The sequence below is a fragment of the Myxococcus dinghuensis genome (assembly GCF_024198235.1).
GTDB classification, from domain to species: Bacteria; Myxococcota; Myxococcia; order Myxococcales; family Myxococcaceae; genus Myxococcus; species Myxococcus dinghuensis.
This window is the reverse complement of sequence record NZ_JAKCFB010000009.1, coordinates 216,401-236,212: the sequence shown is the minus strand read 5'-3', so window position 1 is coordinate 236,212 and position 19,812 is coordinate 216,401. Positions and strand designations below refer to the sequence as shown.

At 69.3% G+C, this 19,812-nt stretch carries 12 protein-coding genes; all 12 read left to right on the top strand.

The window, feature by feature from the left end; genetic code table 11:
• Nucleotides 1-27: 27 nt before the first annotated feature.
• The 12 genes from LZ198_RS15575 to LZ198_RS15520 are packed head-to-tail and all read left to right on the top strand — an operon-like array spanning nt 28 to nt 19,755.
• Nucleotides 28-1,578 (top strand): phage tail sheath family protein, encoded by a 1,551-nt coding sequence (locus LZ198_RS15575; RefSeq protein WP_253972747.1) that lies wholly within the window; start codon nt 28-30, stop codon nt 1,576-1,578.
• Between the two features lie 59 nt (nt 1,579-1,637).
• The gene (locus tag LZ198_RS15570; protein ID WP_253972746.1) at nt 1,638-2,090 is read left to right on the top strand and encodes a phage tail protein; all 453 of its coding nucleotides are present in this window, start codon (nt 1,638-1,640) and stop codon (nt 2,088-2,090) included.
• A gap of 24 nt (nt 2,091-2,114) precedes the next feature.
• Nucleotides 2,115-2,645: a phage tail protein gene (locus tag LZ198_RS15565; RefSeq protein ID WP_253972745.1), complete on the top strand. Its 531-nt coding sequence runs from the start codon at nt 2,115-2,117 to the stop codon at nt 2,643-2,645.
• Between the two features lie 12 nt (nt 2,646-2,657).
• A complete protein-coding gene (locus LZ198_RS15560) occupies nt 2,658-2,849 on the top strand; it encodes a DUF5908 family protein (RefSeq protein ID WP_253972744.1) in 192 nt (63 codons plus the stop codon).
• A gap of 2 nt (nt 2,850-2,851) precedes the next feature.
• On the top strand, nt 2,852-3,553 hold the full coding sequence (locus tag LZ198_RS15555; protein ID WP_253972743.1) for a CIS tube protein: 702 nt from the start codon (nt 2,852-2,854) through the stop codon (nt 3,551-3,553).
• Complete coding sequence (gene vgrG / locus LZ198_RS15550) at nt 3,550-5,349, top strand: type VI secretion system tip protein VgrG (RefSeq protein WP_253972742.1); 1,800 nt, start codon at nt 3,550-3,552, stop codon at nt 5,347-5,349. Before LZ198_RS15555 ends, vgrG begins: the two co-directional genes overlap by 4 nt.
• A 25-nt stretch (nt 5,350-5,374) precedes the next feature.
• The gene (locus tag LZ198_RS15545; RefSeq protein ID WP_253972741.1) at nt 5,375-5,677 is read left to right on the top strand and encodes a PAAR domain-containing protein; all 303 of its coding nucleotides are present in this window, start codon (nt 5,375-5,377) and stop codon (nt 5,675-5,677) included.
• A gap of 5 nt (nt 5,678-5,682) precedes the next feature.
• Complete coding sequence (locus tag LZ198_RS15540) at nt 5,683-6,108, top strand: GPW/gp25 family protein (RefSeq protein WP_253972740.1); 426 nt, start codon at nt 5,683-5,685, stop codon at nt 6,106-6,108.
• A gap of 3 nt (nt 6,109-6,111) precedes the next feature.
• Nucleotides 6,112-9,879, top strand: a complete 3,768-nt coding sequence (locus LZ198_RS15535; protein WP_253972739.1) for a baseplate J/gp47 family protein — start codon at nt 6,112-6,114, stop codon at nt 9,877-9,879.
• Nucleotides 9,880-9,903: 24 nt separating this feature from the next.
• Nucleotides 9,904-12,381: a hypothetical protein gene (locus LZ198_RS15530; protein WP_253972738.1), complete on the top strand. Its 2,478-nt coding sequence runs from the start codon at nt 9,904-9,906 to the stop codon at nt 12,379-12,381.
• Nucleotides 12,378-18,383, top strand: coding sequence for a contractile injection system tape measure protein (locus LZ198_RS15525; RefSeq protein WP_253972737.1), 6,006 nt, complete (start codon nt 12,378-12,380; stop codon nt 18,381-18,383). Before LZ198_RS15530 ends, LZ198_RS15525 begins: the two co-directional genes overlap by 4 nt.
• Nucleotides 18,370-19,755, top strand: a complete 1,386-nt coding sequence (locus LZ198_RS15520; RefSeq protein ID WP_253972736.1) for an ATP-binding protein — start codon at nt 18,370-18,372, stop codon at nt 19,753-19,755. Before LZ198_RS15525 ends, LZ198_RS15520 begins: the two co-directional genes overlap by 14 nt.
• Nucleotides 19,756-19,812: the final 57 nt, after the last annotated feature.

Here is a 19,812-nt window from a genome sequence, read left to right as displayed (position 1 = left end):
GCAGCCCACCCGGAAGAGAGAAGCCCGATGCCCATCAAAGCCGCTCGAAAGACCCCCGGCGTCTACGTCACGGAGTTGGACGCCTTCCCACCCTCGGTCGTCGGAATCCAGACGGCCGTGCCCGCCTTCATCGGCTACACCCAGACGGCCACGCTCAGCGGCAAGCCCATCCCCAACACGCCGGTGCGCATCGGCTCGCTGGCGGACTACGAGCAGATCTTCGGTGGCGCGCCGGACCCCACGTTCAACCTCACCGAGGTCACGGACACCACGAAGCAGAAGTCCGGTGGCTACGACTTCAAGGTGCTCGACGCGGCGACCTCCACCTGGAAGTACTACGACCTGGTCCCCACGGCGGGCACCAAGTACATCCTCTTCAACAGCCTGCGCCTGTTCTATGCCAACGGCGGCGGCACCGCGTACGTCGTCTCCGTGGGTGGCTACAGCGACCCGCTGGAGGCCCCCAAGCTGGTGGACGGCCTGAACATCATCGCCGAGCAGGTGGGGCCCACCATGCTCGTCGTGCCGGACGCGGTGAACCTGGCCACGTCCGCGGACTACGGCACCGTCGCCACCGCCATGCTCAACCAGTGCGGCAAGCTCCAGGACCGCGTCGCGCTGCTCGACGTGTACGGCGGCGCCACCGTCACCCAGACCACGCTGGAGACGGTGGAGTCGGAGTTCCGCGGGCTGGTGGGCAGCAAGTTCCTCAACTACGGCATGGCCTACTTCCCCTTCCTGCACACCAACGTGCAGGAGGCGGGCGACTTCGACTACACCAACATCAAGACGGACCAGCAGCTCCAGGACATCCTCAAGCTGGAGAGCGCCAACCTCTACGCCAACAACTCCGCGCGCAAGACGGCGGTGGACGCGGACATCGCCAAGATCGGCACGCTCACCGACCCGGCGGAGATCCAGGCGCTCAACCAGAACCTGACCGCCGCGCTGCCGCTGTTGGCGGACATGCTGCGCATCATCTCCCGCAAGGACGACGTGCTGCCCGCCACGGGCGCGTTGGCCGGCGTCTATACGTGGAACGACGCCAACCGGGGCGTGTGGAACGCGCCGGCCAACGTCAGCCTCGCCGGCGTCACCAGCACCACCTTCAAGCTCAACAACGAGCAGCAGGAGAACCTCAACGTCCCGGTGGACGGCAAGGCCATCAACGCCCTGCGCGAGTTCGTGGGCCGGGGCACCGTGGTGTGGGGCGCGCGCACGCTCGACGGCAACAGCAACGACTGGCGCTACATCCAGGTGCGCCGCACGCTCGTCTACGCGGAGCAGTCCATCAAGAGCGCGCTGGACCGCTTCGTGTTCGCCGCCAACGACGGCAACACCTGGGCGTCGGTGGTCTCCATGGTGTCCAGCTTCCTGCAGGGGCTGTGGTCGCAGGGCGGCCTGCTGGGCGCCACCGCGTCGGACGCGTTCAGCGTGGAGTGCGGCCTGGGCAGCACCATGACGGCCCAGGACGTGCTGGAGGGCTACATGGTCGTGCAGGTCACCCTGCAGATGATCCGCCCGGCAGAATTCATCGAGCTGACCTTCAAGCAGAAGATGGAAGGCGCCAGCGCGTAGCCCGCCCGCTCCCATCCCCTTCAATCCCACACATCCAACCCTGAAAGAGAGACACCGTCATGCCAGGAGAAGTCCAGAACGACATCTGGCCGTTGCCGAAATTCTATTTCTCCGTCCAGTTGGGGGACGACACGTCCGTCAGCTTCCAGGAGGTCGACGGACTCGAGACCGAGACGCAGGTCATCGAGTACCGCCACGGAAACAGCCCCAGCTTCTATCCCATCAAGATGCCCGGCCTGGGGAAGGTGGGCAACGTGCGGCTGCGCAAGGGCATCTTCGTCAACGATGCGCGCTTCTGGGATTGGTACAACGAAATCAAGATGAACACCATCAACCGGCGGACGGTCATCATCAGTCTGCTGGATGAGCAGGGCGCGCCGAAGATGACGTGGACGCTGAACAACGCGTGGCCCACGAAGCTGTCCGGCACGGACCTGAAGTCCGAGGGCAACGAGGTCGCGGTGGAGACGCTCGAGGTCGCCTTCGAGACGCTGGTCGTCGCCGCGCCGTAGCCCCCCGAGCCCCGAGCCCGCGCCATGTCCGAACCGTACTATCCACCTCCGGCGTTCTACTTCAGCGTGTCCCTGCTCGGCTCCGCCACCCTGCTGGCGGCGGCGAGCGACCTGGACGCCTCCTTCCAGGAGGTCTCCGGCATCGAGGCGCACTGGGAGACGGAGGACGTCGCCGAGGGGGGAGAGAACCGCTTCACCCACAAGCTGCCCAAGCCCGCCAAGTACTCCAACCTGGTGCTCAAGCGGGGCGTGGTGACGCGGGACTCGTTCCTGGCGGAGTGGTTCGGCCAGAGCGTGGGCTCGGGGCTCTCGCTGCCGTTGTTGCCGCAGAACATCCTCGTGTTGCTGCTCAACGAGGAGGGGTTGCCGCTCGTCGCCTGGGGCTTCGTCAACGCGTGGCCCTTGCGCTGGGAGGTGTCGCCCATGCGCTCGCAGGAGAACGGCATCCTCACTGAGTCGCTGGAGCTGTCCTACAACTACTTCGAGCGGGTGAACCTGGGCAGTCCGGCCTCCGTGGCCGTGAAGCTGGCCCAGCTCACCGCCCGGTTGACCTGAGGCGCGCGTCCCATGCCCCTGGAGGTGAACGAAATCGGCATCCAGCTCCGCGTGCGCGACGGCGTGGACGCGGCCGGGCCCGAGACGCCGAGCACGCCCGTGGGTGACTGCGGCTGCTCCGACGAGAAGAAGGAGCGGCAGGCGCTGGTCGAGGAGTGCCTGCGCCGCGTCCTCCAGGTCCTCAGGGCCCGACAGGAGCGCTAGCGATGGGGTTCTCCGGCAGCCTCGAGAAGATGATGGTCATCGCCTACCAGAAGTCGGACTTCACGTCCGAGGTGGGCCGCTACGTCGTGTACATCAATCCGGCGTCGTACTCGCACACGTTCTGCGTGAAGTACAACGACGTGCAGGCACAGGGCAGCAGCGGCGGCTCGTCGGAGTTCAACCGCATCCCCCCCGACACCGTGGAGCTGGAGCTGGTGTTCGACGGCACCGGCGTGGTGCCCAGCCCCCTGCCCGGGCTGATGCCCTTCACCGAGGACGGCATCGCCGAGCAGGTGGCGAAGTTCAAGAACCTGGTCTTCACCTACAACGGCAACATCCACAGCCCCAACTACCTGAAGCTGTCCTGGGGCACCTTCCTGTTCAAGTGCAAGCTGTCGAAGCTGAGCATGAGCTACACGCTCTTCAAGCCCGACGGCACGCCGCTGCGCGCCCGGGCCAAGGGCACCTTCCTCGGCTACAACGACGAGGTGGAGCTGGCGCTCAAGGCGCGCATGAACTCCCCGGACCTGACGCACGTGCGCACGGTGCAGGCGGGCGACACGCTGCCGCTCATGTGCTACCGCATCTACGGCACCAGCACCCCGTACGTCGACGTGGCGCGCGTGAACGGGCTGAGTGACTTCCGCCAGCTCACCGTGGGCACGCAGTTGTTGTTCCCCCCGCTGCGGGAGGCGCTGGAATGAGCACGCCCTCGCCGCTGACGAACGAGGGGGCACGGTCCACCTTCGTCATCACGTCCAACGGGACACGCATCCCGGCCACGTACCAGGTCATCTCCGTGGACACGTGGCTCTCGGTCAACAAGCTGCCGCGGGCGCGGCTCGTCCTCTTCGACGGCGAGGCCGCCACGGGCACGTTCCCCATCAGCGCCACGGACACCTTCCTGCCCGGCGCCGAGGTGAGCATCGCCGCCGGCTACGACGGGAAGAACACGGTCATCTTCGAGGGCGTGGTGTGCCGGCAGGGGTTGGAGATCGACACCGCGTCGGGTTCGAGGCTGGTGGTGGAGCTGACGGACGCGGCGCTGAAGATGACGCTGGAGCGCAAGAGCGGCTTCTTCGAGAAGGTGAAGGACAGCGCGCTCATCGAGAAGCTGCTGTCGCGCAACGGGCTGTCGGGCACGGTGGACGCCACCTCCGTCGTCCACCCGGAGGTGGTCCAGTACTACGCCACCGACTGGGACCTGATGGTGACGCGCGCGCAGCTCAACGGGCTGCTCGTCATGGCGGACGGGGGCGCGGTGGTGGTGACGAAGCCGGACACCACGAAGGCCCCGGTGCTGGCGGTGAAGTATGGCGAGTCCATCCTGGACCTCCAGACGGAGCTGGACGCCACCACGCAGTACGACGCCTCCGCCATCAAGGGCATCAGTTGGGACGCGGCGACGCAGAAGCTGCTCGAGTCGGGGCCCGGCGCCGTGTCCGTGAAGGAGCAGGGCAACGTGACGTCCGCGCGGCTCTCGCAGGTGTTCGGGGCGAAGAAGGTCGCGCTCCAGACGGGCGCGGAGCTCCAGCCCGGGGACCTCCAGGCGTGGGCGTCCGCGGAGCTGCTCAAGTCGAAGCTGTCGAAGATTCGCGGGACGGTGCGGTTCCATGGCAGCGCGCTGGCGCGCGTGGGCGCCATGCTGGAGCTGGGCGGGTTGGGGCCCCGCTTCAACGGCGCGGCCTTCATGAGCGGCGTGCACCACCACATCGAGGACGGGGTGTGGCTGACGTCCGTGGACTTCGGCCTGTCCGCGCGCTGGTACACCGCCGACACGCAGGACATCGCCGCGCCGGACGCCTCCGGACAGCTCCCGCCCATCAAGGGCCTGCAGACGGGCATCGTGAAGCAGGTGGCCAGGGACCCCGAGGGTGAGCTGCGCGTGCTGGTGGGGCTGCCCCTGCTCCAGGAGCCGAGCCAGGGCGTGTGGGCGCGGCTGGGCACCTTCTACGCGTCCAGCGGCGTGGGCGCGCTGTTCTACCCGGAGGTGGACGACGAGGTGGTGGTGGGCTTCATGAACGAGGACCCGCGCTTCCCCGTCATCCTCGGCGCCGTGTACGGCAAGCAGCACGCGACGCCGTCCCCGCCCGACGAGAAGAACACGCGCAAGGCGGTGGTCACCCGCAGCAAGCTGGAGCTGTCCTTCGACGACGAGAAGAAGGTCGTCTCCATCAAGACACCGGGCGGCCACCTGCTCGAGCTGGACGACACGTCCGGCGCCATCACCCTCAAGGACAGCACCGGCAACAGCCTGGTGCTGGGCAAGAGCGGCGTCACCCTGGACAGCGCCAGCAACCTGAAGGTGAGCGCCAAGGGCAACGTGTCGGTGGCGGCGGGCGGGAACCTGTCGTTGGAGGCCACCGGCAACGTGACGGTGAAGGGCGTGCAGGTGGCCCACACCGCGTCGATGAAGTTCTCCGCCAGCGGGAGCGCCCAGGCCGAGCTGACCTCCAGCGGCATGCTCACCGTGCGCGGTTCGATGGTGAAGATCAACTGAGTGTCGTCCCAAGGAAAGGACGCCCATGCCTCCCGCCGCACGCCTCACCGACTTCCACCAGTGCCCGCTGTCCACGCCCGCGGTGCCCTCGCCCATTCCGCACGTGGGGGGACCCATCGCGGGGCCGGGCGCGCCCACCGTGCTCATCGGCGGGTTGCCGGCCGCGAAGGTCGGCGACCTCGCCGTCTGCGTGGGGCCGCCCGACGCCATCGCCAAGGGCTCCACCACCGTCCAGATCATGGGGATGCCCGCGGCCCGGATGGGAGACAAGACGGTCCACGGCGGCACCATCGTCCTGGGCTTCCCCACCGTGCAGATTGGAGGTTGAGGCGCATGGCCACGCAGACGCCTTCCTTCCTCGGCACCGGCTGGAGCTTCCCGCCCACCTTCTCTCGCAGCCTGGGCGGCGTGCTCATGGTCAGCGACGACGCGGACATCCGCGAGAGCCTGTGGGTGCTGCTGTCCACCTCGCTCGGTGAGCGGGTCATGCTGCCCACCTACGGGTGCGAGCTGCGGCAGATGGTCTTCCGCGGCATCAACACCACGCTGACGCGGCAGATCCAGGACTACGTCCAGCAGGCCATCCTCTACTGGGAGCCTCGCATCACCGTGGAGTCGGTGACGGTGCAGCACACCGCGTCGGTGGAGGGACAGCTCACCATCGACGTGGCGTACGTCATCACGCGGACGAACACGCGCAGCAACCTCGTCTATCCCTTCTATCTCCAGGAGGGGAGCATCCCGGTGCAGGGACCCTGAGCCATGGCGCCTCGCGACACGAAGGTCGCCATCAACGACGCTCCCAGTCAGTACGACCGTTGGCTGCGCGCCCTGGAGGAGGGCTACGCGCCCGTGGACGGGCGCACGCGCTCGGAGCTGCTCGACTTCGCGCCCCGCTTCGGCGCCCTCGTCTACTTCTACGACCTGAAGGACACGCGCGACGGGGACTGGGTGGAGTTCTTCCTCGCCGACCCCGTCATGGTGCTCGCCTCCATCGACGCGATGTCCGCGGACGGCGTGGAGGAGCGCTTCCTGCGCGCCGCGCGGGACATGGACGCGGCGCGCTCGGCCGACGCCGCCTTCCGCGCGCTGTCGGACGGCGTCGACGTCGTCGTCGGACTCGCCCGGCGCTTCGACCTGTGGCTGCGCGGCGCGGGCCTGGGCGGTCAGGGCGAGGCGGGGCGGCTGCTCGGGAACCTGCTGGCGGAGGCCATCGAGGGGCCGCTGTCCATCGCGCTGCGCGCCGTGGGGAGCCTCGCCCTGGGCGCGGGCTCGCCCCAGGCCCTGGGCCGCCCCGTGCCGTTGGACCTCGCGGGCATGCTGCCCCTCTGGGGCGTGCAGCAGCTGGTGCCCGAAGCGAGCGCCTACCGGGGGACGACGAAGGAGGCACGAGCCCGCGCGGCGTTCGGTCAGCTCGACGCGCGGATGGAGGTGTTCCTCGACATGCTCTCCCGCGCGCAGGGCCTGGCGCGCGCGGAGCTGCCCACCGTGCTCGCGACCGGCGACCACCCGCCGCACCTGGCCCTCTACATGGCCTTCGTGCAGTTGTTCCGCACGGCGCAGGACACGGTGAACACGGTGTCGGGGCGCTACGCGGACTTCTACCACCGGCAGGTGCTGCGCCTGAGTCCCGGGGGCGCCCTGCCGGACAGCACGTACCTGACGTTCGAGCTGGCGGAGGACGAGGCGTTCACGGCGTCGAGCGTGCCTCGCGACACGCTCTTCCCCGCGGGCAAGCGGCCGGATGGCGAGGACATCCTCTTCGGCGCGGACAACGCCGTGGGCGTCACACGCGCGTCGGTGCAGCAACGGCTCGCGCTGCGGGTACTCCAGGGCCCCTTGTTCGACCCAACGGGTGCACAGCCCGTCGACGACGTGCCGGTGGTGACGCGGGAGGTGCTCGCATCGGAGATGCCGCTGGAGCCCATCGAGACGGACGCGGCGGGCGAACAGCCACCGGATGCCCGGCGCCCGGGCTGGGCCACCTTCGGCGCGCGCGACGTGGGAGAGACGTCCACCACCCGCACGGTCCCCGCTCGCCTGGGGTTCGCCGTCGCCTCCCGCTACCTGCTGCTGACGGGGGGCACGCGCGCGGTGACGTTGAGCGTGCAACTGTCGCCGGAGTCGTCGCAGAGGCTGGAGCCCCTGCTCCAGGCGCTGGCGACCGCCACCGGAGAGGACCCTCGGACGCTCTTCCTGGAGGTCCTCCGCGCGGCCTTCACGCTCGAGGTCTCCATCTCCGAGGGCTTCTTCCCGGTGGAGTCCTACGACGCGTTCATCCCCGCGGTCGCCACGGTGACGGAGCCCCAGGTGACGGGGTTCGGCCTGCGCTTCGAGCTTCCCACCACCGTCCCCGCCATCGTCCCGTCGGCGACGGGCCCCGCGCCGGAGCTGCCCACGCTGAGGGCCCTCCTGAAGTCCGAACCCGTGGAGCTGGGCAACGGCGTCAGCGTCCACCCGTTGTCGCTGCTCGACGCGGTGGACTTCGCCGCGCTGGAGCTCGAGACCCGGGTGGAGGACCTGACGGGACTGCGGCTGGACAACACCGATGGCGACATCGACCCGAGCACGCCCTGGCTGCTGTTCGGTGGCACACCCGTCGTCGGCTCCTATCTGCGCATCCACCACGCGGAGCTGTTCATCAAGAAGCCGGACACGCTGCGGCTCACGCTCGACTGGTTCAACCTGCCCCAGGACGCGACGGGCTTCAGCGGCTACTACGCGGACTACGTCATCGGTCCGGACGGCGAGCCCGCGGCGAACCTCTTCGACAACCAGAGCTTCAAGGCCCAGCTGCGCGTACTCCAACCGGGCTCGTGGACGTTGCAACCCATCGTCCCCACGAGCACGTCCGAAGCCTCCACGGAAGAAGACGGCGTGGAGAGCTACCTGTTCCGCACGAAGAACGACTGCGCCGACCCGGAACCGGAGAAGTCCGGCGCGCTCTGTCCGGGCACGGAGCTGGAGGACTTCACCCTCCAATCCCATACGCCCCCCGCCTATTACGACCCGGAGAAGAGCGCGCTGGAGCTGCGCCTGACGACGCCGCCCTATGCCTTCGGCGAGTCGCTCTACACGCTCAACGTGCTCAACGCCGTGCTCGCGGACCTGCCCGACACCGCGGGCTGCGAGGCGAAGTGCGCGGAGGCCTGCGCCGGCAAGGAAGGCGAGGAGTGGGCGAAGTGCATGCAGGAGTGCCTCGCGAAGTGCCTGAAGCCCGCCACGCCCCTCAAGTACCCCAACCCGCCCTGGACGCCCCGGCTCTTCGAGCTCAGCGTCCACTACACCGCGAGCTGCACGCGCGAGGAGCTGCGCTACTTCCACCTGCTGCCCTTCGACGGCTACCACGCCGCCGCGCGCGACGCCTCGCGGCCCGCCTCGCTGCTGCCCAGGTTCAAGGCCCCGGCCAACCTCTTCCTCGGGTTCTCCGGGCTGGACCTCGCACAGTCGCTCACGCTGCTGTTCCAGATGAGCGGCACGTATGAAGGCCCCGGGGCGCCGCCCCCCGTGCGCTACGACCTGCTCACGAAGACGGGCTGGAACGCGCTGCCCGCGTCGCAGGTCCTCTCCGACTCGACGCGCGGGCTCCAGGGCACGGGCATCCTGGAGCTGGACCTGCCCGCGTTCAGCTCGTCCGGCACCACGCTGCTCCCCGACACGTACCAGTGGGTCCGCGCCAGCGTCGAACAGGACGCCGACGCCTTCCCCCGGACGCTCGACATCACGCCCCACGCGCTGGTGGCGACGCGGCGCTCCCCGGGAGCGGACGTGGACACGCCGGTGCCCGCCGGCACCATCACCGTCTCCGTGCAGGAGCTGCCGGACGTCGGCACCATCACCCAGCCCCTCCCTTCCTTCGGAGGACGGCCGCCCGAGACACCTCGCACCTTCCAGGTGCGCGCGGGCGAGCGGCTGCGCCACAAGGCCCGGGCGATCCTGCCCTGGGACTACGAGCGGCTGGTGCTGGAGCGCTACCCCTCCATCTGGAAGGTGGCCGCGCTCCCGGCCCAGGCCCTGCGACGGTCCTCCGTCCCCGGCGCGGTGCTCGTGGTCGTGGTGCCCGACCGCGCGGGCACGGCGTCCGTGGACCCCACGGTTCCGCAGGTGGGCTCGGAGGTGCTGGAGGACATCCAGGCCTATCTCCAGGCGCGCGCGAGTCCCTTCGCGCAAGTCCAGGTCGTCAACCCCGTCTACGTCCGCGTCACGGTGGCGGCGCGCGTGCGCTTCCGCGACGGCGAGGAGGTGGGCGAGAGCATCGAGCGGCTCGACCGCGACCTCGTGGAGTACCTGTCGCCCTGGTACTACGACGCCGCGCGGGCCACGCGTCGGGGGCAGTACGCGACGGAGGCGGACCTCTCCGAGTTCATCCAGACGCGCCCGTACGTGTCGCTGCTCTACTCGCTCGAGCTGCGGCACGCGCCCGAGCCGGCGGAGCTGGACTCCGACTGGTACTTCCTCACCTCCGCCACCCATCACGACATCACGGACGCGAGCACCCCCGCGCCAGCACTGGCCGCCGAGGGCTACTGACGCCGCGCCTCCCGAGGACTCCTTATGGCCGAGCCCGTCACCGTCACCGCCACGCCTCCCGCCAACAAGGGCATGGACTACGTGGCCCTCAAGGAGGAGGGCACGCGGCTCGTCCAGCAGCTCGCGGGCAACATCTGGACCGACTACAACGAGCACGATCCAGGCGTCACCACGCTGGAGCAGGTCTGCTACGCGTTGACGGAGCTGTCCTATCGCGCGCAGTTCCCGCTGGAGGACCTGCTGCTGGACCCCGTCACGGGCCAGCTCGAGCCAGAGCGGCAGGCCCTCTTCCCCGCGCTCGACATCCTCCCGTGCAACCCGGTGACGGAGCGCGACTACCGCAAGCTGCTCCTCGACCGCGTCCCCGGGCTCGCCAACGTGTGGCTCACGCCCGTGTCCCCCAGCGAGGAGGACCCGGTCCCCGGACTCCATGACCTCTGGCTCTACGCACCGGGCGCGGACTGCTGCGCGAGCGACGACCAGGGGCCGGAGGCCCTCATCGAGAAGGCCCGGCGCGTGTACTCGCGACACCGGGACCTGTGCGAGGACCTCCGGGACACCCGCCTGCTTCAACCCGTCACCGCCACCGTCACCGCGGAGGTGAGCATCGACGAGCGACTCTCCCCCGAGAGCATCCTCGCGGCGCTGTTCTTCAACCTGGGCAACCGCCTCGCCCCCGAGCCGCGCCGCGAGTCGCTCTCCGCCCTGCTCGCCGCGGGACGGAGCACCGAGGACATCTTCGAGGGTCCGCTGATGCTCAACGGCTTCATCGCCGACGCGGAGCTCCAGCCGAAGGCGACCTCCATCTCCATCCCCGACCTCCTCGAGGTGATGGTCGTGTCCCCGGGTGTCACCAGCGTCCGGCGCGTGAGCCTGCGCGTCGGGGACACGGTCGCCACCCAGCCCGACGGCACCCTCTCCGTGCCCGTCGACCAGGTGCTGGCGCTCGACACCCGCTCGGAAGCACGGCGCGGTGGCTTCTCCATCCGACTCTTCCGCAACGGCGTCGAGGTCAAGCCGCAGCCCGCGCGGGTGCGCCGCGAGCTGGAGCGACTGTGGGCCGAGCAGCGCCGGACGTGGCCGCTGCGTCCCCAGTACACCCAGCTCCTGCCCATGCCCCAGGGGCAGCGCCGGGACTTCCGGCGCTACACGTCCATCCAGAACCAGTACCCGCTCGTCTACGGCATCAGCGCGGCGGGCCTGCCGGACGTGACCAGCCCCGTGCGACGCGCGCAGGCCAAACAGCTCAAGGGCTACCTGCTCGTGTTCGAGCAGTTGCTCGCGGACTTCTTCGCGCAGTTGGAGCGGACGCGCGACCTGTTCTCCACGGATGAAGACCTGCGGCGCACCTACTTCTTCCAACTGCTCACGGGCGAGGTGCCCGACGTCGAGCCGCTGCTCAAACATGGGAGCTCGGAGGAGAGCGACGCGTCCGGGTATGCACGCGGCCTCGCCCAGCTCGTCGCGAGCCAGGACCCGGTCACCGAGCGTCGCAACCGCTTCCTCGACGTGTTGCTGGCCCTCTTCGCCGAGTCGCTCGACATCGACACCATCGCCGGAGGGGCCTGGGGCGAAGGCACGGAGTCCACCCAGGCGGAGCGGTTGATGGAGGCGAAGCTGGCCTTGCTGCGACACCTCGTCCACGCGACCCAGGACCGGGGCCGGGGCATCGACTACCTGGAGCGCCCCGGCGTAGCGAACATCGCGGGCATGGCCATCAAGAGCCGCATCCAGCTCGGGATGGACCTGGGGGATGCGTCGCCGCTCATCGACGTCCTGGACGAGCTGTTCCTCGACATCTCCGACGCGGGCACGCAGGCCCCGGAGAGCCGCGCCCTCGCCCGGCATACCGACATGCTGGAGGAGCGCTTCACCGCCGTCTCGTCACTCCCCGCCCCCGAGTCGCTCTCGCCCGAGGCGACCGCCCCGCTCCGTTCGCGTTCGGTGAGCGCGGAGTTCCTGGGGGCCGCGGGCTCGCTGGAGAACCTCCGCGTGGGGACGTTGCCAGGGGAGTCCTCCGTGTCGCTGGTCTCCCGGTCGCCGGGCGCGCGCGGCTGGCATCTGGTGGGCAAGTTCGCGAACACGGAGAGCGCCGTCGCCCGCGCCCACGGGCTCGTCGAGCAGGTGCGGCGGCTCAACCGTCGTCGCTCGCAGCTCTACATCGTGGAGCACCTCCTGCTGCGCTCGGCGCGTCGCTCCGACGAGGACACGTTCGCCTACGGCTTCACGTTGACGGCGGTCATCTCCACCGCGACGGGGCAGTGGAAGACGACGGAGTACCAGTCCTTCGCACGCGAGGTCATCCGGAGCAACGCGCCGGCCCTGGTCGTGACGGACTGCCTCTTCCTCGGGCCCACGCGCATGGCGGGCTTCGAGCGGCTCTACTGGGCCTGGCGCAATGCCCTGCGGGACCAGGACCCGTCCAGCATCGCCACCACGTCCGCGCGGCTGCGAGACTTCCTCGAAGTCGCCGCTCGCGAACCCGAGGCGGATGGCGCATGACGGGCTCGCATCACCGCATCCGGAAGCAGACGCTCGTGCTGGACGTCGAATCCGAGGCCCAGGCGCGCGCGCTGCAACCCCATCTGGGCCCGTTCAACCGCGGGCGGCTCCTGGCCATCATCGAGCAGGTCTTCGACGCGGTGGACGTCCCTGGCCTCCACGTGCGCATCGACCGGCTCGATGTGGACCTGGGGACGGTCTCCTCGAACGACTTCGAGTCGGTGGTGGCGGAGCGGCTCGCCCTCCGGCTGCGGGAGGTGGTGGAGCAGGCCGTGCGGGAGCGGCGGTCGTCCGCGCCGCCAGGCGAGCAACCCCGGACGGAGGCGCAGTTCCGACTGGAGTTGATGGAGTACTACCTGGTCCACGGGACGCTCCCGTTCTGGGCGCCGACGGGCGCGCGCTTCTCCTTCGGCGCGCTGTTCACGAGCGTGGCCGAGAACGACCCGGAGGCGCTCGTCCGCCTCATCGGGCGGCATGCGTGGATGGCGCAGGTCATCCAGCGGCTGGTGCTCCAACTCGACCAGCCCTTGCTGGAGCGGCTCCTCACGCTGCTGGAGCCCAAGCACGCAGCGATCCTCATCGACTACATCATCAGCCTCCAGGCCCTGCACCGCGTGGAGCCCGTGCTCCCGCTGAGCGACCAGAAGCTCTCGCACCTGCTCTGGTCGTTGACGCTCACGTACCTGGTGCGCGACGCGGGCTCGCAGTTCAACCGCAAGAGCGCGATGCGCCAGCTCCTGGAGGGTGTGTCGGAGAGCCAGGGACTGGGCTACACGGAGCTGGTCACGACGCTCGCGCTGGGGCTCGATCAGATCCGCCAGCGGCACCCCGTCCTCTCGTCGCTGGCGTCCATCATCGGGGAGCTGGTGGAGGAGCTGCCCCCGGAGGTGTCCGCGACGGTGACCGCCACTCGCGAGGAGACGCGCGAGGAAGGCTGGGACGACGAGCCCGCGCGGATGGCGGCCACGGTCCGGTACACGCTGACCGAAGCGCTCCGCTACTACCTCCAGCATGGCGTGCTGCCCTGGTCGACGACGGTGCGGACTCCCGAGCTGACGGTGGAGCGCGCGCTGTCCGCGCTACCGGAGCTGCCGAGGTCGATGCTGCGCAGGGCCTTGTCCTGGGAGTCCACGGAGGGCTCGATGGAGGCCCTCGTCCGCGCGGTGCGCAGGATGCCCGAGGAGGTGCGCACGCGACTGCTGGTGCGCCTGATGCCGCCGTCGGGAGAAGCCGGCAGCCCCCTGCGCTCGGCGCTCCCCGTGTTCATCGCGAGGGCCCACGACAAGCCGCTGTTCTTCGCCCGGGTGATGGCCGCGTTGCTGGACGGGGCGCCCGTGGTCCTCGACGCGTTCGCGGCCCCCACGGGAGCCCCCCCCAGAGAGCCCCCCTCCACGTTCTCCACCGAGCCTCGCGACTGGGGAGCCCATGCCTTGAAGGCCGTGCTGGCCCAGCGGCTCCGGGATGGACAGGTCGGGTCCGGGGAACCCTCGGTCCCCGAGTTGCTGGAGGCGCTGCTGGCGCACCACCCGGAGGACGCACGGCTGTTCCTGCTCGCGCTCCGGGACGCGGAGCCGTTGAGAAGGGCCCTTGTCGTCATGAGCCCGCGCCCCTTGTTCGAACGGGTGATGGAGGTCTTGCGGCCACGCGAGGCAGGGACGATGGGGGCGTTCCTCTCCGCGCTGGAGCAACTCCCGGAGCGGGTCCTCCCTGGAGGGAGGATGGAGGCCCGACAGGCGGTCTTCACGGAACTGCTCCGGCTGGGAGAGACCACCCCTCTGACAGCCGCGACCTTCCTCCAGGTGGTGAGCCTCCTGTTCGGGAGGAGTGTCTCCTCGGATGTTACTTCCGCGCTCGCGGAGGTGGTCTTGCGGTGGAGCAGCGTGGGCCACCTCCCGGCGAAGCATGTCGCGGCGCTCAGAGAGGCGTTGCGGACACTCGGGTTCGAGGAGGAGACGGAGGCAACTCCATCGGCGATGCCCTCCATGGGGTCCGAGGACGACACCACGTCCGAGATGCATCGCGGCGATGAGCACTCATGGGCGGAGGCGTCGCCTGCTTCATCGAATCCGGAGGCAATCTCCGCGACACGCACAGAGGCGTTACGCGCTTCCGAGGTGCAGCTCGCATCCGCCGTGAACATGGAGCCAACGGGCGTGGGCGGCGGCACAGCCAGCTTCGCGGCGCCCACGCCAGAAGGACCGAGAGTCGCTCGCACGGAGGCACTTGATTCCTCAGCAGCCGCGAGGCGCTCCACCGAATCGTCGTCCACGCTCGACACTGCGTCGGAGTCGATATCGCCACCTGTTCATGCGGCGTCGACGCCTGATGCCCGTGACAGGGTCTCAGCACGAACGACGACGGAAGCGGCACTCACGACGGGAGTGGACACGCTACGGGACCGCCAACCGAGCAGCGGCGCAGAGTCGCTCCAGGCATCGCGCGGCGATGTGCTTCCGGCCTGGGGAGACAGGCCCGCATCGACGCCCCAAGCAGACACGAACGAGCAGCAGCGTCCACCTCGCTCACGAGAGTTCTCGTCATCAACCACTGACGACACGCGTGGCAAACTCGATTCGGGCCATCAGGAGACACCTCGCATCGCGGAGTCCTCGCCGGTCGGGGAAGGAGGCGAGGTTCGGGGTGCGCATCCGGACTCCGTGCAGGGGCTGAGTTCGCCATCCACGGAGTCTCCGCTGTCCATGAGCGGTGCTCTTCTCCCAGGGCCACGACAGCCCTCCGTTGAGCAGTTCGCGGTTCACGACGTTCCAGGACGTACTCACGCGAGTCCCCTACAGGTGGCGGCTTCGTCTCGCACCGAATCCGCGCCCTCAGAAGCCAACGACACGCGACAGACGCTTCGCCAGGGCACGAGTCAGGCACAGCCTCTCGGCCCCCTCGAGTCCTCGCAGCCTATCGGCGGCGAAGAGACGCGATGGGCAGCTCGCTCGGACACGAGTCAGGCGCCGCCACTCACCGCCTCCGAGTCCTCGCCGCCCATCAGTAGCAACGACACGCGACCGAGGTCTCGCTCAGGCATGAGCGAAGTGCTGCCGCTTGTCTCCTTCGAGCCCTCGTCCCCCATCAGAAGCGGCGACACGCAACTGACGCCGCCCCCGGGCATGAGCGAGGTGCTGCCTCTCGTTTCCTCCGAACCCTCGCACTCCATCAGAGGCGGCGACACGCAACTGACGCCTCCCCCGGGCATGAGCGAGGTGCTGCCGCTCGTTTCCTCCGGGCACTCGCACCCCATCAGCGGCGGCGACACGCAACTGACGTTGCCTCCGGGCATGAGCGAGGTGCTGCCGCTCGTTTCCTCCGGGCACTCGCACCCCATCAGCGACGGCGACACGCAACTGACGTTGCCTCCGGGCATGAGCGAGGTGCTGCCGCTCGTTTCCTCCGGGCACTCGCACCCCATCAGCGGCGGCGACACGCAGCTGACGTTGCCTCCGGGCATAAGCGAGGTGCCGCCTCTCGTTTCCTCCAAGCCCTCGCACTCCATCGGTGGCAGCGGCAAGCAACTGACGCCTCCCCCGGGCATGAGCGAGGAGCGACCTCTCGTCTCCTCCGGACCCTCGCGACCTTCCAGCATCAACGACGTGAGGCGGACGCCTCGCTCAGACGTGAGCGATGAGATGCAGCCTCTCGCCTCTTCCGAGCCCTCGCGACCTTCCAGCATCAACGACGTGAAGCGGACGCCTCGCTCAAACGTGAGCGATGAGATGAGGCCTCTCGCATCTTCCGAGCCCTCGCAACTTCTCGACACCAACGACGTGAGCGTGATGCCTCGCCCAGAGATGAGCGAGGCGCCATCTCTCACCTCCGCTGAGTCCCTGTCCCCCATCAGCGGCGAGGACATGCGACGGACGCTCCGCTCGGACATGAGCGAGGTGCTGACTCTCGCCTCTTCTGAGGTCTCGCTGCCCATCGGTGACAACGACACGCGACGGAGTCCTCGCCCTCCCCCGCGTGAGGAGCAGACTCGCGCCTCCGCGGAGCCCTCAGCGTCCACGGCCCAGGCCCGCGTACAAGCGGGGCCAGACATTCGCGGTGGCTCACCGCTCGCCACGTCACCCGCGGATGGCGGAACACCCCACCCGCCCGGTCACCTCTCAACCCAGGAGCAGCCTCGCTCCTCGGCGGCCCCTCCGGCCTCCGCGACAGATGGCACGCCACGAACTCGCCCAGCCACCCACGTCGGCTCGCCGCTCGCTACCTCGCCCGTCGATACAGGCACGCGCCCCCAATCCGGTCCTGCCCCCGACCAGACGCAGGTTCACGCGTCCTCCGAACCACCATCATCCACGCCTGACGACACATCTCGAGTTCGCCCAGTCATCCACGATGACTCGCCGCGCTCCACGCCCCCTTCGTTCGGCCCCGGCGCTCACCAGGAGCCAACTCGTTCCTGGGCCGAACCTCCGACCTCCACGACAGACGACACATCCCAAGCGCGCCCAGTCCTCCACGATGGCTCGCCGCGCACCACACGCCATCCATCGAGCCCTGGCCGCCATCAGGAGCAGCTTCGCTCCCCGGTCGAGCCTCCTGCATCCACGGCTGACGACACGCCACGAACGGCTACCGCCGTTCACCATGGCTCGCCACGCTCCACGCCCGATCAGGCCACCCACGAGAACACAACCTCGCGGACGCCTCGCCCAGACCTCGACGCAGTCTCACCTTCGTCGGACACCGCTGAGCGAGTCTCACGCGTCGGGGCCATCCCGTCTCGAAGCCCCGCACCTGGGACACCACCAGCCAGCCCGGACCCCACCCTCACCAACGCCCTCCCGTCCAGCGCATCCCCGCTCACGCACGACCTGCGAGAAGCCCTCTTCGCCTTCCTCCTCGGTCAGAGCGCCGACCGCTATGCCGGACTCTCGGACGACGCCCTGTTGCGGCTCACTGAACGAACACTCGAGGACACCCCGGAGCTGCTGCTCGGCTTCTTCCGTCAGCACCTGTCACGCCCCCACCTGCGTGAGCACTGGGCTCGCGTGTTGCCCGAGTCGCTCCTCGCGCGACTCACCGCCCTGCTCGCCCCTCGGATGCAGGCGTCGATGCTCGCGACCGTCGAGCTGCTCTCCGACGCCTGGAACGACGTGGCGCGCGCCGGTGGCATCTCGAGACCCGACCGTCCCGCACTCTGGCGCTTCATCCTGGAGCTGCTCGGTCATCGCCCCGGAGCCCTGCTCACGCTCGAACAGGTCGTGACGCGCTTCCTCCAGCACTTCGCCCCCCAGCTCCGCGGGTCCCCGGCTAACGACACCGACACGCCCGACCTCATCGAACGCCTGGTGGACCGCGCCACCGAGCTGGCCCGCTCCGGCTCCGCCCACCGGCTGGAGTCCCTGCTCCGCCGCCGGCGCGACGTCTTCCTCGGGACCCGCGCCACCTCGTCACGCGCCAGCCCTCGTCACACGCGCGGCTCCGCCTCCGACTCCCGTCGAACGTCCTTCCGCCTGGGCGCCGAAGCCCACGCCTCCGACGTCGCGCCCATCTACATCGGCAACGCGGGGCTCGTGCTCACCAGCCCCTTCGTGCCCCACCTGCTGCGGGAAGTGGGCCTGTCGCGCGTCGAGGACGGGAAGGCGTTCCTCGACCCCGAGCCCGCCACGCGCGCCGTCCACCTGCTCCAGTACCTCGTCGACGGCAGCACCTCCACGCCCGAGCCGCTGCTCGTCCTCAACAAGATCCTCTGCGGCCTGCCCATCCCCACGCCCGTCCCCGCCAGCATCCAGCTCACCGAGCAGGAACAGTCGCTCTGCGACCGCCTGCTCCGCGCCGTCATCGCCCACTGGAAGATCATCTCCAACACCTCCGTCGCCGGCCTGCGAGAGACCTTCCTCCAGCGCGAGGGACGCCTGGAGCACCTCGAGGACCGCTGGAAGCTCCAGGTCCAGCGCAAGACGCTCGACGTGCTCGTGGACCAGGTGCCGTGGAGCCTCTCCATCATCACCCACCCGTGGATGCCCCAGCCCCTCTATGTCTCCTGGTAGCGCTCAGCCCTCCGCCACGCTGGCGGCCAACGCCGCCTTCCTCCACGAGGAGCTCGGGTGGTTCAGCCAGTGGCTGGACCTGCGCCTGCGCCAGCACGCCGGAGAATCCCTCCCCGGCTCGCTCCTCGACACCCATCCACCTCCCCCGCTCCCCGCGCCGGGCGCGCCCTACGCCGACCTCGTGCGGGAGTTCGCCCTGGGCCCCCACGAGCGCCTGCTGCTCGCCCTCGCCTTCGTCCCGCACGTGCGCCCCGAGGCGCTCGACGCGTTCTTCATCCGCAACCAGGCCCTGGAGCGCCGCTTCACGGAGTTCGGAGGCGTGGCCGGCACCTCGCATGGAGGCTTCCTGCCCACCGGCGAGACGGCGCTGTTCCTGCTCGCGGGAGACGACCTCCACGCCCGCCTCGCCCACCACCGCCTGCTCCACCCCGAACATCCCCTGTTCGCCCGGCGCGTGCTGCGCCTGGACCGGCGACACCCGGAGGAGCCGCCCCTGAGCGCCGCGCTCCAGCTCCCCCCGGAGTCTTTGGAGCGGCTGACCACCGGAGGCACCTACCATCCCCCGTTCGGCCCGGAGTTCCCCGCCCAGCGCATCACCACGCTCCTCGAGTGGGAGGACCTGGTGCTCGACCCCGGCGTGCGCGACGAGCTCGAGGACATCCTCACCTGGACCCGTCACCAGGGAACGCTGATGGACGACTGGGGCTTGAAGAAGCAGCTCAAGCCCGGCTTCCGCAGCCTCTTCCACGGCCCGCCCGGCACCGGCAAGACCCTCACCGCGGCGCTGCTCGGCAAGGCCACGGGCCTGCCCGTCTTCCGCGTCGACCTCTCCAAGGTGGTGTCGAAGTACATCGGCGAGACGGAGAAGAACCTCGCCAGCCTCTTCGACCACGCCCAACACCAGCGGTGGATCCTCTTCTTCGACGAGGCCGACGCCCTCTTCGGCAAGCGCACCGAGTCGCGCAACGCCAACGACCACGCCGCCAACCAGCAGATCTCCTACCTCCTCCAGCGCATCGAGGACTTCCCCGGCATCGCCCTGCTCGCGAGCAACCTGCGCTCCAACTTCGACGAGGCCTTCGCGCGCCGCTTCCAGTCCACCATCCACTTCCCCATCCCCGGCCCCACGCAGCGCCTGAAGCTCTGGGAGGCCTGCCTGCGGGACAAACCCTTCCAGCTCGCCCCCGACGTGGACCTGACACGCCTGGCCAGGGAGTACGAGCTCGCGGGCGGCGCCATCATCAACGCATTGCGTTACGCCGCCTTGAAGGCCGTCCTCCGCGAGCCCCACGAGGTCCGTCTCCACGACCTCCTCCAGGGTGTCTCACGAGAGCTGAACAAGGAGGGGCGCTACGTGCTGTCCGGAAGATAAAACACGAATAACGCGCTTTGTCAGCCAGCCATTGATTTCTTAGTCAATGTGCCAATA